The organism is Pantoea wallisii (assembly GCF_002095485.1).
Lineage (GTDB): Bacteria > Pseudomonadota > Gammaproteobacteria > Enterobacterales > Enterobacteriaceae > Pantoea > Pantoea wallisii.
In genome coordinates, this window is record NZ_MLFS01000032.1 from 13,610 (window position 1) to 28,477 (window position 14,868).

Here is a 14,868-nt window from a genome sequence, read left to right on the forward strand (position 1 = left end):
CCGCTGGCATTAGCTGTGACGTACCGCGCGCAGAAACTCCTGACGCGTATTCTGGCTGGATTTGAACAATCCACCCAGTGAAGTCGTAGTGGTGGCGCTGGTGGCATCTTTCACGCCGCGCGCTTTAACACAGTAGTGCACTGCGTCGATGGAGACGGCCACGTTGGTCGTGCCAAGCAAGGTTTGCAACGCCACCAGAACCTGCTGCGTTAAGCGCTCCTGCACCTGCGGACGCTGCGCGAAGAACTGCACGATGCGGTTGATCTTTGACAGGCCAATCACCTTATCTTTGGGGATATAGGCGACCGTGGCTTTGCCATCAATAATCACGAAGTGGTGCTCGCAGGTACTGGTCAGGGTGATATCACGCACCGTTACCATCTCATCCACTTTCATTTTGTTTTCAATGACGGTGATTTTCGGGAAGTTGGCGTAGTCGAGGCCAGAGAAAATCTCATCCACATACATCTTAGCGATGCGGTGCGGCGTTTCCATCAGGCTGTCATCCTCGAGATCCAGATTCAGCAGCTGCATGATTTGGGTCATGTGACCGGCGATTTCGCGCTTACGCGATTCGTCGTCCATCTCACGCACCGGGGCGCGCAACGGCGTTTCCAGGCCACGCGCCAGCAGCGCTTCGTGAACCAGGGCGGCTTCCTGACTTAAGGTGCTCATCGTACTCTCTCTCCGGCTGGTGATGCGCCCACAGGTCGGCGCCTGCGGGGGAAATTCTGAGCGCGTATTGTGAAACACAACGCGCGCTTAATCCAGCAATCAATCCGATAGTAGATGAAAGCTTTTCACGCTGCGGATCGGGGAATAACCAGAGCGCCCGCCAGCAGCAGACCGGCACCGGCGACCCACAGCGCCGGGTCAAGACGGTGCCATAACAGGCTGGCGATCCATGACAGCAGCGGCCCGCCCAACTGCCCGATGGCATAGCCGGTAGTGAGCAACCCCGCCAGGTAACGCGCATGGTGCGGCGCCAGTTCGCGACTGTACTGCAGCGACAGCTGCACTACGCACAGGAAGCCGCCGCCAATCAGCAGCGCGGCAAACAGCAGGCCACTGATGCCCGGCAGTACAACTGCGGCTATCACGCCAAGCGCCTGTGCCCACAGCACAATCGCCAGACGTAAAGGCGTGCTGCCCCAGCGCCGCGTAATGATCCCCAGCGCAATGCCAGTGACCGCTGCGCCACCAAACACCGGCCAGACAAACTGCGCAAAGGCGCTGTCAGGAAAGCGCGTTGCCGCCATTTGTGACAGGAACGTAGCGGGCAAAATATAGCCAAACCCGGCCAGGCTGTAGCTCAGCACCAGGCGTTTAAGCCTGGCGTCCAGTACCAGCGCAGGCGGTGCCCGATCGGGCCGGTGCAGCTGTCCGCTGCGTGGCAAAAAGCGGGCGATGGCCGCTATCAACAGCAGCGCCAGCACGCCATACGCGGCCCAGGCAAATGCCGCACTGACGCCGCTGGCATGCAACACCACGGCCAGCATTCCGCTGATAAAAATCCCGGTGCCCGGGCCGGCAAACACCGCTGCGGAGAGCCCCGGTCGCCCATGCTGTAGCAGCTGCTCATTACTCCAGGCCGCCACCAGCACCATGGCCCAGCCGCTGGCCGCCCCGATCAGGAAGCGCACCAGTCCGTGCAGCCACGGCCCGCTGATACAGGCCGAGAGCAGCGTCAGCAGCACTGCGCCCCAGACGCCGAGCTGGAGACGCCACTCCACGCGGCGGTGCGCACGCATTGCGTCAAACGAGCCACACAGATAGCCAAGATAGTTAAGCGCCGCCACCAGGCTGGCGCTGGTTAGCGTCAGCTGATGGTCCTGAATCATCAACGGAACCTGGGGCGTAAAGGCAAATCGCCCAATTCCCATCGCAACCACTAAACTTAAAAACGCGCTCAGCGCAACTCGCAACGCCATACCGGCTCCGGATCGATCCTGTTTTCACTTGTCAGCAGCATGCATGACGTTTACACTCACGAAAAGTGAATAATATTAACCAAGTTGTTTACGAGAAGAGAATATGGATTTAGTTCAGCTCCGCATGTTCTGTTCCGTGGCCGAAACCGGCTCGCTGGCTCGCGCCGCCGAAGTGCTACATCGCGTCCCTTCTAATCTCACCACGCGCCTGCGCCAGCTGGAAGAGGAGATTGGCGTCGATCTGTTTATTCGTGAGAAGCAGCGCATTCGCCTGTCGCCTATGGGCCACAATTTTCTTAATTATGCGCAGCGTATTCTGACCCTGAGCGATGAAGCGCTGAACATGGCGCGCGCCGGCGAACCGGGCGGCAACTTTGCCTTTGGCTCAATGGAGAGCACGGCGGCAACCCGCTTGCCGGGCCTGCTGGCCGCCTATCACCAGCGCTATCCCGGCGTGGCGCTTTCGCTTATCACCGGTACCTCGGGCGATATTATCGACAAGGTGCGCGCCGGTACGCTGGCAGCGGCTTTGGTGGACGGCCCGGCGACGCATGACGACCTCAACGGCTGCATCGCTTTCCGTGAAGAGATGGTGCTGATCACCAGCCTGGAGCACGCACCGATTGAGAGCGCGCGCGACACCCAGGGCGATACGCTGTTCGCGTTCGGCAATAGCTGCTCCTACCGCACCAAACTGGAGTCGTGGTACCGCGAGAGCCAGAGCGCGCCCAACAGCGTGATGGAGATCCAGTCTTATCACGCCATGGTGGCCTGCGTGGCGGGCGGCGGCGGCGTCGCGATGATTCCGGCATCGGTACTGGCGCAGATGCCTGCACGTGCACGCGTGCAGGAGCACATCCTGCCGCCGGCATACCGCGATACCGCCACCTGGCTGATGTGGCGACGCGACGCTTTCACGCCCAACGTAGAAGCCCTGAAGTACTTGATTATTGAAATGTTTGACGACCGTCCGCTCAACGATGAACTGCTGCATCCGTTGCAGGCCGCTGAGTGACCGTTTTTTATTTTTTCATCACGACATCCGAAGGAAGAGGAACGACATGAACATGATTAAAACCCGCGCCGCCGTTGCCTGGGCAGCTGGCGAACCACTGAAGATTGAAGAAGTGGATCTGATGCCCCCGCAAAAAGGTGAAGTGCTGGTGCGTATCGTCGCCACTGGTGTGTGCCACACCGATGCCTATACCCTCTCCGGGAAAGATCCGGAAGGCGTCTTCCCGGCGATTTTGGGTCATGAAGGCGGCGGCGTGGTGGAAGCGGTTGGCGAAGGCGTCACCAGCGTAGCCGTTGGCGATCACGTGATTCCGCTCTACACGCCCGAGTGTGGCAAATGTAAATTCTGTCTGTCCGGTAAAACCAACCTGTGCCAGGCGATCCGCACCACCCAGGGCAAAGGCCTGATGCCAGACGGCACCACCCGCTTCTTTAAAGATGGCAAGCCTATCTTCCACTATATGGGCACCTCGACGTTCTCTGAATACACGGTCGTGCCGGAGATTTCGCTGGCGAAAATCAGTAAAGAGGCGCCGCTGGAGGAGGTCTGTCTGCTGGGCTGCGGCGTCACCACCGGTATGGGTGCGGTGATGAACACGGCGAAAGTCAAAGAGGGCGATACGGTTGCCATCTTTGGTCTGGGTGGTATCGGTCTTTCGGCAATCATCGGTGCAAAAATGGCCAAAGCGGGCCGTATCATCGGTGTCGATATCAATACCAGCAAATTCGATCTGGCGCGCAAACTGGGTGCGACCGATCTGATCAATCCAAAAGATTATGACAAGCCGATTCAGGAAGTGATCGTAGAGCTGACCGATGGCGGCGTCGATTACTCCTTTGAGTGCATCGGTAACGTGAACGTGATGCGTTCCGCGCTGGAGTGCTGCCATAAAGGCTGGGGCGAATCGGTCATTATCGGCGTTGCCGGTGCCGGTGAAGAGATCGCCACCCGTCCGTTCCAGCTGGTGACCGGCCGCGTATGGCGCGGTTCCGCCTTTGGTGGCGTTAAAGGCCGCAGCCAGCTGCCGGGTATCGTGCAGGATTATCTGGACGGTAAGTTCGCGCTGAATGATTTCATTACGCATACCATGCCGCTGGAAGAGATCAACGACGCCTTTGATCTGATGCACGAAGGGAAATCGATCCGTTCTGTAGTGCATTTCAACAAGTAATCAGGAGGCGTTATGGCATCCACTCTGGAGCTGCTGGAAGAGCATCGCATCTTTGGCGGCTGGCAGCAGCGCTGGCGTCACCACTCGGCGGTACTGAACTGTCCGATGACCTTCAGCATCTTTTTGCCGCCGCCGCAGGACGATGCGCCGCCGCCGGTGGTGTGGTTCCTCGCGGGGCTGACCTGCACGGATGAGAACTTCACGACCAAAGCCGGGGCGCAGCGCGTGGCGGCGGAGCTGGGTCTGGTGCTGATTATGCCTGACACCAGCCCGCGCGGTGACGAAGTCGCCAATGACAGTGGTTACGATCTCGGTCAGGGCGCAGGATTTTATCTCAACGCCACGCAGCAGCCGTGGGCGGCGCACTACCGTATGTTCGATTATCTCAGTCAGGAGTTGCCGGCCCTGGTGGCAGATAATTTCAACCTGAGCGAGCGGCAATCGGTGATGGGCCATTCGATGGGCGGGCACGGTGCGCTGGTTCTGGCGCTGCGCCTGGGCGGTCGATTTGCATCGGCTTCGGCATTTGCGCCCATCGTCAATCCCACCGAGGTGCCGTGGGGGCAGAAAGCCTTTGCCGCTTATTTGGGAGACGATCGTCAGGCATGGCGTGAATGGGATAGCTGCCTGCTGATGGGTGAAGTGGAGCAGCGCCTGCCGATTCTGATCGACCAGGGAGACAGCGATCAGTTCCTTGCCGATCAGCTGCGCCCTGAGCGATTAGAGACGGTTGCGCGCGAGCAGGGTTTTCCCCTGACGTTGCGCATCCAGCCGGGCTACGATCACAGCTATTTCTTCATCGCCAGCTTCGTAGAGGACCACTTGCGATTCCACGCGAAGCATCTGCTGGTGTAGGGTAAATCTGCGCTCTCCCACGCGCACTCTCCGTGCGGTGGGGGACGCGCAGGCACCTTATCTATATCAGCGACTCTGCCACCAGCCCGTCGATCATGACCTGCGGCATCCCCTGTGAACAGTGCTCAATACGGCCGCGCACGCCATAGACCTGCGCCAGCGTATCCGGCGTAATCACCTGCGACGGCGCGCCATCGGCCAGCAGTTTGCCATCCTTCAGCATCAGCGCATGATCGGCGTGCCTGAGCGCAATGTTAATGTCATGCACCACCACTACCGTGACGATGTCGCGCAGCTGCGTCTCACGCCGGACCAGATCCATCACGTGGAACTGGTAGTTCAAATCCAGCGCGCTCAGCGGTTCATCCAGCAGCAGCAGCTCCGGGCGCCGAATCAGCGATTGCGCCAGGCCAACCAGCTGTTTCTGCCCACCTGAGAGCTGATCGAGATAGCGCATAGCCAGATGCGCAATGCCCAGCTGCACCAGCAGATGCATAATTTCTGCCTCACCGGATGCGCTGTGCAGGCCGCCCGAGGCGCGCTGCGCCACAATGATCGACTCCAGCACATGCAGATGCACGCCCGCCGGAAGCGTCTGCGGCAGGTAGACAACGCGCTGTGCCCGCCGGGCAAACGGCTGCGTCATAAGCTCTTCGCCGTTCAGCCATAGCTCGCCCTGCCCTTTGCTCAATCCCGCCAGCGCACGCAGCAGCGTCGATTTACCGCAGCCGTTCGGGCCAAGCAGCACGGTGATTTTCCCACGCGGCAGATGCGGTACGTTCAGGTCTTCAATGACTTTACGCTTCGGATAGCCGGCAGAGAGATGGCGAAGGCGTAATCCCTGTTCCATTACACGGTCCCCCGATGGCGCAGAATGATGCTGAGGAAGAACGGCACGCCGACCAGCGACGTCACAATCCCGACGGGGATGATGACGCCGGGGATCAGATTTTTCGAGGCCACTGACGCCAGAGAGAGCACCAGTGCGCCAATCAGTGCGCTGGCGGGCAGATAGTAGCGGTGATCTTCGCCAAACATCATGCGGGCGATATGCGGCGCCACCAGGCCAATAAAGCCTATCGGGCCCACAAAGGCGACGGCCAGCGCCGAAAGGATACTGATGCGCAGCAGCGTGGTGAGGCGCAGACGGCGCACATCAATACCGAAGCTGATAGCGCGATCCTCTCCGAGACGCAGCGCGGTGAGCTTCCAGCTGCTGAGCATTGAGAAAGGAATCAGCACGACAAACGCGGCGGTAAGGACACCGAGTTTCTCCCACGAGGCGCGCGCCAGGCTGCCCATGGTCCAGAACACCAGGCCCTGCAGAGTATCTTCACTGGCGATGAACTGCATCATGGAGACCAGGGCGTTAAAGGTGAAGACCAGCGCAATGCCAAACAGCACCACACCGGATGTCGATACGTTGGTCCAGCGCGTAATGCCGTCGAGCATCAGCGCGGCAAACAGTGCGAAGATGAAAGCGTTAAGCGAGATGAACCACTGATCGGGTACGCCGGGTATACCAATACCGAGGATAATGGCCAGCGCGGCGCCAAACGCGGCGGCAGAAGAGACGCCCAGCGTGAAAGGGCTGGCCAATGGGTTGTTCAGAATGGTTTGCATTTCGGCACCGGCAAGGCCCAGGGAGAACCCGACCACCACCGCCATCAGCGCGTAAGGCAGGCGAATATCCCAGACGATAACGCGGGTACCGGCATCCATGGCATCAGGATGGATCAGCGTTTGCCACAGGGTTTCAAGCGAGAGCCCGGCCGGGCCGAGGGTAAAATCAAGAATAACCGATGCCACTATCGCCAGCACCAGTACCGCAATCAGCATGAGGCGCTGACGCAGTACCTGACGATAACGTGTCAGGGTATCGGCTTCAGTGCCGTTCTCCGCCACCTGCGCGGCGTCCGTGATACGCATTATTTAACCTGTTTTCTTATCGTAACCATAACGGCTGCCACAATAGAGCAGGTGATAATAATTATCAATTATATGTCTGTAACAAAGCTCAAACCGCTGGTGCGGTATGGAAACCCGGTGCGCATGAATGCGTATCCTGCGGGCGCCGGGCGGGTCTGGCCGCACAGCGCCTCCAGGATCGCCATTCATGGCGACCGCCCCGCTCTACTGCTTAAAGGTCGGGAACTCCATCTCGCTGTACTTCACAAAACGTGAACCCCGCGTCAGCCGGTAACCGAGCCAGATCAACAGGAACAGCGGAATCCCGATATAGGTGGCGGCCACGCCGTACCAGTCAATACGATCGGCCAGGAACGCCTGATAATTCTGCCCCAGCGTAATGATCAAACAGAGCACAAAGGCAAAGATCGGTCCCAGCGGAAAGAAACCTGAACGGTACGGCAGGTCGGCCAGATTATGCCCCTGCGCGGCGTAGCCACGGCGGAAACGATAATGGCTGATCGCAATCCCCAGCCAGGCGATAAAGCCGGTCATGCCGGAGGTATTCAGCAGCCACAAATAGACCTCCTGATTGCCAAACTTCGAGCTCAGGAAACAGAGCCCCGCAACCACGGTCGTGGCCAGCAGCGCGTTACGCGGCACACCGCCCTTCGACAGCTTCGCGAACATGCGCGGCGCTTTGCCCTCCTGCGCGAGGTTAAACAGCATACGCGTTGATGCGTACATGCCTGAGTTACCCGCGGACAACACCGCCGTGAGGATAACCGCGTTCATAACCGCCGCCGCTGACAGCAGACCCGCATTCTGGAACACCAGGGTAAACGGACTGACGCTGATATCGGTCACATCATTGTGCAACAGCTGTGGATCGGTATACGGCAGAATCAGGCTAATGATCAGAATGGCAAACACGTAGAACAGCAGAATACGCCAGAATACCTGGCGCACCGCGCGCGGAATATTTTTGGCCGGATCTTCCGATTCACCGGCGGCAATCCCGATCAGTTCGGTGCCCTGGAAGGAGAAACCGACAATCATCGCCACGCCAATCATCGCTGCAAACCCGCCGGCAAACGGCGCATCGCCGACTGTCCAGTTGTGCCAGCCGGCACCCTCTGCGCCACGCATAATGCCGACAATCATCAGCACGCCGACGATAATAAAGACGATCACGGTCGTGACTTTAATCAGCGAGAACCAGTATTCGGCTTCGCCAAAGCCCTTCACCGAGATGAAGTTCAGCAGGAACATCAGGCCGAGGAACAGCGCGCTCCAGATCCAGCCCGGCGTGTCCGGAAACCAGTAGTTCATTACCAGCTGTGAGGCGACGAGATCGACGGCAATGGTCACTGCCCAGTTGTACCAGTAGTTCCAGCCGAGGGCGAAACCAAAGCCCTCTTCAACGTATTTGGCGCCGTAGGTGGCGAACGAACCGGAAACCGGCATAAACGCTGCGAGTTCGCCAAGGCTGGTCATCAGGAAGTAGACCATCAGGCCGATCAGCGCATAAGAGAGCAGTGCACCACCAGGTCCGGCCTGAGAGATAGTGGCGCCCGAGGCGACAAACAGGCCGGTGCCGATGGAGCCGCCAATGGCGATCATGGTGAGATGGCGCGCTTTTAGTTCACGGCGCAGCCAGGTTGTTGTGTTGTTTTTGAGTCATTATGCATGTGTAAACGCTATGCCGGATAAAAATAAGGCGCGATTGTAGCAGCAAAGCCTGCACTGTATAGCATTCACCACGGGTTATTAGTTACCTTCATGATCGGCCAGCGATTATTAGCCACAGCGTAGCCGACGCCGCGCTTATTCGCGGCAATAGGCGAGAAAACGCTGCAGCGCTTTGGAGACGTGCTTCTGTCGATGGTGAATGCGATAGAGCGTGCGCGTCAGGCGCGGCAAGGGCACGTTAACTTCCACCAGCGTGCCGGCTTCCAGCAGATCGGTGATCACGCGGCGTGACAGACAGCTGATGCCCATGCCATGCCGCACCGCATGCTTGATCGCCTCCGAGTTGCCCAGCTCCATGCCCAGCTGAAACTGCGGCAGGTGCGAGAGAAGCAGATAATCCACGATTTCGCGCGTTCCGGAGCCACGCTCACGCAGAATCCACGGCGCCGCCGCCAGGCTCTCCAGCGTAATCGGCTGTTGCAGCAGCGCCGCATCCGGTGCCGCAAATACCACCAGCTCATCCTCAAGCCAGGGTTCGCTGAGGATATCCGGCTCGTGACAGGGCCCTTCAATCAGGCCGATATCCACGCGGAAATCCGCCACCGCGTTGATCGCATCCTGACTATTGCCCACGCTCAGCTCCAGCGGCAGCGCCGGAAAGTCGCGGCGATAGGCAGCAATCATGCCCGGCAGCAGATAGTTGCCGATGGTGCTGCTGGCAAACAGGCGGATGGCGCCGTTATCCTCTTTAAACAGCTGTTCGATCTCGCCCGCCTGCTCCAGCAGGCCGACCGCGCGGGGATAGAGCAGACGACCGTGCTCATTCAGCACCAGCCGCTTACCGACACGGTCAAACAGCTGCACGCCGAGCTGCGTCTCTAAATCTGCCAGCGCGGCACTGACCGCCGACTGCGACAGCGCCAGCACCTGAGAGGCCTGGGTGGTGGAGCCGCTCTTCAGTACTTCGGTAAAGACCTCAACCTGACGCAGAGTGATATGCATGCGCCCTCCTTACATTGCGTAACGCTGCACAAGATAGATCACCACCGCCAGCCAGATCAGCAGCATCAGACCGAAGCCGGCCCAGCTGACAATCTTCTTCCCGCGCGCCCGCTGCACATCGGCGCGTTCAGCGCTGCTGATACGGATTTCACGCGGTAACAGGCGCAGCAGAACAATCACGCCAAGCGGCACGATGATTGCGTCATCCAGCAGGCCAATAATGGGAATGAAGTCCGGAATGAGATCTATCGGGCTCAGGGCATAGGCCACAATGCCAAACGCCAGCAGTTTAAACCACCATGGCGTACGCGGATCGCGGCAGGCAAACCACAGCGTCAGCACATCACGTTTGATGAGCCGCGCCCAGCGGCGCAAGCGCATGAACATGGTTCCCTCTCTTATTACTTATTCCGGTTGAAATCTAATATATTAGCAATTTCACTTTTAACCAAGCGCCGCACTGATTGTGCGGCCATAACTTTTCCTGGCGCAACCGCATCCGTTATGATGTGCGCTTCGCGATACCCCCACGCCCATTCAGGAGAGCGGCATGAAATATATCGGCGCACACGTCAGTGCAGCAGGCGGCGTAGACCAGGCAGTTATCCGTGCCCATGAAATCGAAGCCACAGCCTTCGCGCTGTTTACCAAAAATCAGCGCCAGTGGAAAGCCGCCCCGCTCTCAGGCCAGGTGATTGATGCGTTCAAAACCGCCTGTGAGCAGTACAACTTCACTTCAGCGCAAATTCTGCCGCACGACAGCTATCTGATAAACCTGGGCCATCCGGTGATGGATGCGTTAGAGAAATCCCGCGAGGCGTTTCTCGATGAGATGCAGCGCGCTGAGCAGCTCGGCCTGACGTTGCTCAATTTCCACCCCGGCAGCCATCTGCAGCAGATTGATGAGGAGGCCTGCCTGAAGCGAATTGCTGAATCAATTAATATCGCGCTGGATAAAACGCACAACGTGGTCGCCGTGATTGAGAACACCGCCGGCCAGGGCAGCAACCTCGGTTTCCGCTTTGAGCATCTCGCCACCATTATTGATCACGTGGAAGACAAAGCACGCGTGGGCGTGTGCATCGATACCTGCCACGCCTTCGCCGGCGGCTACGATCTGCGTACCGAAGAGGCCTGTGCCGCCACCTTCGCCGAGTTTGAGCGCGTTGTGGGCTTCCGCTACCTGCGCGGTATGCACCTTAATGATGCCAAGAGCACGCTGGGCAGCCGCGTTGACCGCCACCACAGCCTGGGCGAAGGCAACATTGGCAAGAGTGCGTTCAGCTGGTTAATGAAGGATAAGCGCTTTGATGGCATCCCGATGATTCTGGAAACCATCAATGCCGATATCTGGAAAGATGAGATTGCATGGCTGAAGTCCGAGCAGCAGCCTGAATAACGCACAACAAAAAGGGAGCCGAAGCTCCCTTTTTTATGCCTGCCCGTAATTAAGCCGCTTTCGCCAGCTCCTCTTCCGGACGTTTCAGAATGGCATAGCCCAGGCCTGCCACCGCCGTACCAATCACAATCGCCAGCAGGTAGCCCAGCACCGGTGTAATCGCGCCTGGAATCAGCAGCACGAACAGACCACCGTGTGGTGCCATCAGCTTCGCGCCAATCGCCATGGAGATCGCGCCGGTGATGGCGCCGCCAACGATACAGCAGGGCAGCACACGCATCGGGTCACGCGCGGCGAAAGGAATTGCCCCTTCAGAGATAAAGCACAGGCCCAGCACCAGCGCCGCTTTACCGCCCTCCTGCTGCCCTTTATTGAACTTACGACGCGCCACCAGCGTTGCCACGCCCATTGCCAGCGGTGGCACCATACCGGCAGCCATGATGGCAGCCATGGGTGCGTAAGTTTGCGAACTGAGCAGGCCCACCCCAAACGCATAGGCTACTTTGTTCACCGGGCCGCCCATATCTGTGCACATCATGCCGCCGAGGATCGCGCCCAGCAGTACCGCATTGGCGGTGCCCATGTTCGCCAGCCAGTTGGTCAGACCGCTCATAATACCAGCAACCGGTTTACCCACGACATAGATCATCAGCAGGCCGGTAATCAGGCTGGCAACCAGTGGAATGATCAGAATCGGCTTCAGCGCTTCCATACTCTGCGGCAGCTTCACTTTACTGCTCAGCAGCTTCGCCGCATAACCGGCAATGAAACCGGCGATGATCCCGCCAAGGAAGCCAGCGTTGATGCTGGTTGCGATCATGCCGCCAATCAGACCTGGGGTCAGACCCGGACGATCGGCAATCGAGAAGGCGATAAAGCCGGCCAGCACCGGCACCATCAGCGCAAAGGCGCTGCCGCCGCCGATCTGCATCAGCGCAGCCGCCAGCGTACCCGGCTCTTTAAAGGCGGTAATCCCAAAGGCGAAGGAGAGCGCGATGCTCAGGCCGCCTGCGACCACCATCGGCAGCATGTATGAGACACCGGTCAGCAGGTGACGATAAGCACCGGCTTTCTCTTTGCTGTCGCTCTGGCTTGCCGCGCCCTGGTTGCCGGACGGCTGATACGTTTTCGCTTCCGCCTGCGCTTTATCCAGCTCCTGCGCAGTTTTCTTCAGCGCCAGGCTGGTTGAGGTACGGTACATCGGCTTACCGGCAAATTTCGCCAGATCCACATCGATGTCTGCCGCAACGATCACCAGATCTGCCGCCGCGACCTCTTCCGGGGTAATCGCATTACCGGCGCCGACCGAACCGCGGGTTTCCACTTTTACCCACCAGCCACGTTTGGTGGCTTCGGCTTCGATCGCCTCAGCTGCCATGAAGGTGTGGGCTACGCCGGTTGGGCAGGCGGTCACGGCCACAATACGTTTCTGGCTGTTGTGCGTAGCCGCGGCTACAGGCGCAACAGCGGGCTGCCAGGTTTTGGCCGCGTCTTTGGCCAGCGCAATTGCCGCCTGCGGATCACGCAGCGCCTGCTGCACGTCCACCAGCGCAACGGATTTGCCGGCCAGCTGCGCATCCGCCGGGACGGTTTGCCCGGCGACCAGCACCAGCTCTGCCTCAGCAGCGCTATTGACCAGCTCAAGGCCAGCCTGCGCCGCCGCAGCGCGCAGACGTTCCGTGGCTAAGTGCCCGGACGCCAGGCCGAGTGAAGCATCTTTTATCAGCAGCGTTTTCATTATCGCTCTCCTGCTGTTAGTTAACGGGTTGTAAGTCAACGCGCGCCATCATCGCGGCTAACTGGGTACGATCGGTCACGCCGACGTTGCTCTGGCTGACGGCCATGGCCGCCACTGCCGTTGCCAGACGCAGCGTGTGTTCACTGGATTCACGCATCAGCAAGCCGTAAATCAGGCCGCCGACCATAGAGTCGCCGGCACCCACGGTGCTGACCACTTCACAAGCTGGCGGTTTGGCGATCCATTCGCCAGAGGCGTTCACCCACAGTGCGCCTTCCGCACCGAGGGAGATCACCACGTGGGCAATACCCTGCTCGCGCAGCTCGTGCGCGGCATCAATCACATCCTGCAGCGTCGGCAGTTTGCGACCCGCCCAGATCTCCAGTTCGCGACGGTTGGGTTTAACCAGCCACGGCGCGGCTTTCAGGCCAGCAACCAGCGCTTCACGGCTGCTGTCAAAGATAATGCACGGACAGAGCGTGCGCAGATCGCTCATCCATTTGGTGAACGCTTCCGGCGCCACGCCCGCAGGCAGGCTGCCGCTGACGCACACCATGTCAAACTGGCCGAGCCAGGTCAGTGAATCGGCGGTGAAGCGATCCCAATCCTGCGCCGTAACATCAAAGCCAGAGAAGTTCAGGTCGGTGACATCGCCATCTTTTTCTGTCAGCTTGACGTTAATGCGGGTACGGCCCTGCACCACCTGAAAACGGTTGGCGATGCCCAGCTCGCTGAACAGCTGCTGAAAGCCATCCTGATTCTCTTTGCCCAGGAAACCACCGACGGTGACGTCAATGCCCAGATCCTTCAGCACTTTGGCGACGTTAATGCCTTTACCTGCGGCGTGCAGACCGGTGGTTTTCACCAGGTTGACTTCACCGCGCTCGATCTCCGGCGTGTATCCCACCAGATCATAGGCGGGATTCAGGGTAATAGTGGCGACGCGACGGCTCATGCTACCCCCTCGCCCAATCCGCTGTTGATAGCCTCTTCAATGGCGTTCAGCGCCTGCTGCGCATCTTCGCCGCTGGCGGTAAAGCGCAGGCGATGGCCCTTCTTCACGCCGAGCGCCACCACTTTCATCAGGCTGCGTCCGTTGGCCGGTTTACCGCTGCCGTCGAGATTGGTTACGGTGATATCGCTGTTGAACTGTTTGATCACGGTGACCAGCGCCGTGCCCGGACGCGCATGCAGGCCGTGCTCATTGCGGATAGTAAATTCAGCGGTAAGCACCTCTGCCGCTTCATCCACTTCGCTGGTCAGTAACGCCAGAATGCCGGCGGCATCCGCTTTCAGCAGACGTTCAGCTTTGTTCGCCTGCAGCAGGTTGCTGAGGTAGCCGAGGACCTCCAGCGGACGCTCATCAGCCGCGGCCACGGTCAGCAGCAGCGCGACATTTTCACCCTGATGCACAAACGGTGTGGCGGCACGGCTAACGGCGACCGCGCTGTTCAGGTTGCCGCTGGCACTGTCGTTGAGCCAGATGCCCTGACCGAGGCTCAGCGGTGCGCCGGAGACCACGCTGGCAACAAAGCTGGCGTCGACTGCGCCCGCCGCCTGCAGACGTCCGGCGTTCAGCGCCTGTAACGTCATCAGATCGCTGGCTGCCACCTCAGTGGCGATCAGCGAGGTATCAAATTTGAACTCTGCGGCCTGCTTCTCACCCATCAGTAAGGCGCGCAGATCTTCCGCTGAAGCCGTTTTCAGCTGATCTGCCACGCTGTCGTCGCTCAGTACGTGCGTCAGCTGGCGCAGCAGCGCAAGATGTTCATCCGATTTGGCTGCAATACCAATCGCAACCCAGGCGATTTGACCGTCGCCCCAGTCCACACCCTGCGGGAACTGATAGACCTGGACGCCGGTTTTGAGCACCAAATCGCGCGTGTCAGTGGTGCCGTGCGGAATGGCAATACCGTTACCCAGGAAAGTGGTGGTTTGCTGTTCGCGCGCCAGCATACCGTTAACGTAGCCTTCTGCGACGTTGCCTGCGGCGGTAAGCGCTGCGGCAACCTGACGGATCGCCTCTTCTTTATCCTGTGCGCTGGCACCGGTATGAATGGCCTGAACTTCGAGCTGGAACATATCTCTCCTCGCTTGCTGAAATTGAATCGTTTCAGCTTAATGGCGAAAAAACACGCTGTGCGACACCGGCTTAGC

13 protein-coding genes and 1 pseudogene are annotated in these 14,868 nt (G+C 59.2%); 4 read left to right on the forward strand and 10 right to left on the reverse strand.

The genetic code is table 11. The annotated features are described in order from the left end of the window. Nucleotides 1-9: 9 nt before the first annotated feature. Complete coding sequence (gene folE / locus HA48_RS12520) at nucleotides 10-675, reverse strand: GTP cyclohydrolase I FolE (protein ID WP_128601605.1); 666 nt, start codon at nucleotides 673-675, stop codon at nucleotides 10-12. A 125-nt stretch (nucleotides 676-800) separates the two neighbouring features. Then, nucleotides 801-1,931, reverse strand: coding sequence for a YbfB/YjiJ family MFS transporter (locus HA48_RS12525; RefSeq protein WP_128601606.1), 1,131 nt, complete (start codon nucleotides 1,929-1,931; stop codon nucleotides 801-803). Between the two features lie 103 nt (nucleotides 1,932-2,034). Here HA48_RS12525 and ptrR point away from each other — a divergent pair, with 103 nt between their 5' ends. From ptrR to fghA, 3 genes are read left to right on the forward strand one after another with little or no spacing between them, the layout of a single operon-like run. Beyond that, nucleotides 2,035-2,946 (forward strand): putrescine utilization regulator PtrR, encoded by a 912-nt coding sequence (gene ptrR / locus HA48_RS12530; RefSeq protein WP_128601607.1) that lies wholly within the window; start codon nucleotides 2,035-2,037, stop codon nucleotides 2,944-2,946. 46 nt (nucleotides 2,947-2,992) lie between these two features. Next, nucleotides 2,993-4,117, forward strand: coding sequence for an S-(hydroxymethyl)glutathione dehydrogenase/class III alcohol dehydrogenase (locus HA48_RS12535; protein WP_128601608.1), 1,125 nt, complete (start codon nucleotides 2,993-2,995; stop codon nucleotides 4,115-4,117). Nucleotides 4,118-4,129: 12 nt separating this feature from the next. Further along, nucleotides 4,130-4,972, forward strand: a complete 843-nt coding sequence (gene fghA, locus HA48_RS12540) for an S-formylglutathione hydrolase (protein WP_128601609.1) — start codon at nucleotides 4,130-4,132, stop codon at nucleotides 4,970-4,972. A 61-nt stretch (nucleotides 4,973-5,033) separates the two neighbouring features. On the opposite strand, the gene HA48_RS12545 is transcribed toward fghA, so the two are convergent. From HA48_RS12545 to HA48_RS12565, 5 genes and pseudogenes are all read right to left on the reverse strand, one after another. Then, nucleotides 5,034-5,822, reverse strand: coding sequence for an ABC transporter ATP-binding protein (locus HA48_RS12545; protein ID WP_128601610.1), 789 nt, complete (start codon nucleotides 5,820-5,822; stop codon nucleotides 5,034-5,036). Next, nucleotides 5,822-6,901, reverse strand: coding sequence for a FecCD family ABC transporter permease (locus HA48_RS12550; protein ID WP_128601611.1), 1,080 nt, complete (start codon nucleotides 6,899-6,901; stop codon nucleotides 5,822-5,824). The genes HA48_RS12545 and HA48_RS12550 overlap by 1 nt, the downstream gene beginning before the upstream one ends. Before the next feature lie 204 nt (nucleotides 6,902-7,105). Continuing rightward, nucleotides 7,106-8,571, reverse strand: a pseudogene (locus tag HA48_RS12555) (amino acid permease). Between the two features lie 136 nt (nucleotides 8,572-8,707). After that, the gene (gene yieE, locus HA48_RS12560; RefSeq protein ID WP_128601613.1) at nucleotides 8,708-9,574 is read right to left on the reverse strand and encodes a DNA-binding transcriptional regulator YeiE; all 867 of its coding nucleotides are present in this window, start codon (nucleotides 9,572-9,574) and stop codon (nucleotides 8,708-8,710) included. A 9-nt stretch (nucleotides 9,575-9,583) separates the two neighbouring features. Beyond that, complete coding sequence (locus tag HA48_RS12565) at nucleotides 9,584-9,961, reverse strand: YkvA family protein (RefSeq protein WP_128601614.1); 378 nt, start codon at nucleotides 9,959-9,961, stop codon at nucleotides 9,584-9,586. A 163-nt stretch (nucleotides 9,962-10,124) separates the two neighbouring features. Here HA48_RS12565 and nfo point away from each other — a divergent pair, with 163 nt between their 5' ends. Next, nucleotides 10,125-10,973 carry a deoxyribonuclease IV gene (gene nfo, locus HA48_RS12570; protein ID WP_128601615.1) on the forward strand — a complete coding sequence of 283 codons (849 nt, stop codon included), beginning with the start codon at nucleotides 10,125-10,127 and terminating at the stop codon, nucleotides 10,971-10,973. A gap of 49 nt (nucleotides 10,974-11,022) precedes the next feature. Here the strand turns inward: nfo and fruA are convergent, their stop codons facing one another. The 3 genes from fruA to fruB are packed head-to-tail and all read right to left on the reverse strand — an operon-like array spanning nucleotide 11,023 to nucleotide 14,793. Continuing rightward, nucleotides 11,023-12,711 (reverse strand): PTS fructose transporter subunit IIBC, encoded by a 1,689-nt coding sequence (gene fruA / locus HA48_RS12575; protein ID WP_128601616.1) that lies wholly within the window; start codon nucleotides 12,709-12,711, stop codon nucleotides 11,023-11,025. Nucleotides 12,712-12,727: 16 nt separating this feature from the next. Then, the gene (fruK, locus tag HA48_RS12580; protein WP_128601617.1) at nucleotides 12,728-13,666 is read right to left on the reverse strand and encodes a 1-phosphofructokinase; all 939 of its coding nucleotides are present in this window, start codon (nucleotides 13,664-13,666) and stop codon (nucleotides 12,728-12,730) included. After that, nucleotides 13,663-14,793 carry a fused PTS fructose transporter subunit IIA/HPr protein gene (fruB, locus tag HA48_RS12585; protein WP_128601618.1) on the reverse strand — a complete coding sequence of 377 codons (1,131 nt, stop codon included), beginning with the start codon at nucleotides 14,791-14,793 and terminating at the stop codon, nucleotides 13,663-13,665. Before fruB ends, fruK begins: the two co-directional genes overlap by 4 nt. Nucleotides 14,794-14,868: the final 75 nt, after the last annotated feature.

Coding starts and splice junctions, on each gene's coding strand:
- folE (WP_128601605.1), bottom strand. CDS start 675: ATGAGCACCTTAAGTCAGGAAGCCGCCCTGGTTCACGAAGCGCTGCTG.
- HA48_RS12525 (WP_128601606.1), bottom strand. CDS start 1,931: ATGGCGTTGCGAGTTGCGCTGAGCGCGTTTTTAAGTTTAGTGGTTGCG.
- ptrR (WP_128601607.1), top strand. CDS start 2,035: ATGGATTTAGTTCAGCTCCGCATGTTCTGTTCCGTGGCCGAAACCGGC.
- HA48_RS12535 (WP_128601608.1), top strand. CDS start 2,993: ATGAACATGATTAAAACCCGCGCCGCCGTTGCCTGGGCAGCTGGCGAA.
- fghA (WP_128601609.1), top strand. CDS start 4,130: ATGGCATCCACTCTGGAGCTGCTGGAAGAGCATCGCATCTTTGGCGGC.
- HA48_RS12545 (WP_128601610.1), bottom strand. CDS start 5,822: ATGGAACAGGGATTACGCCTTCGCCATCTCTCTGCCGGCTATCCGAAG.
- HA48_RS12550 (WP_128601611.1), bottom strand. CDS start 6,901: ATGCGTATCACGGACGCCGCGCAGGTGGCGGAGAACGGCACTGAAGCC.
- yieE (WP_128601613.1), bottom strand. CDS start 9,574: ATGCATATCACTCTGCGTCAGGTTGAGGTCTTTACCGAAGTACTGAAG.
- HA48_RS12565 (WP_128601614.1), bottom strand. CDS start 9,961: ATGTTCATGCGCTTGCGCCGCTGGGCGCGGCTCATCAAACGTGATGTG.
- nfo (WP_128601615.1), top strand. CDS start 10,125: ATGAAATATATCGGCGCACACGTCAGTGCAGCAGGCGGCGTAGACCAG.
- fruA (WP_128601616.1), bottom strand. CDS start 12,711: ATGAAAACGCTGCTGATAAAAGATGCTTCACTCGGCCTGGCGTCCGGG.
- fruK (WP_128601617.1), bottom strand. CDS start 13,666: ATGAGCCGTCGCGTCGCCACTATTACCCTGAATCCCGCCTATGATCTG.
- fruB (WP_128601618.1), bottom strand. CDS start 14,793: ATGTTCCAGCTCGAAGTTCAGGCCATTCATACCGGTGCCAGCGCACAG.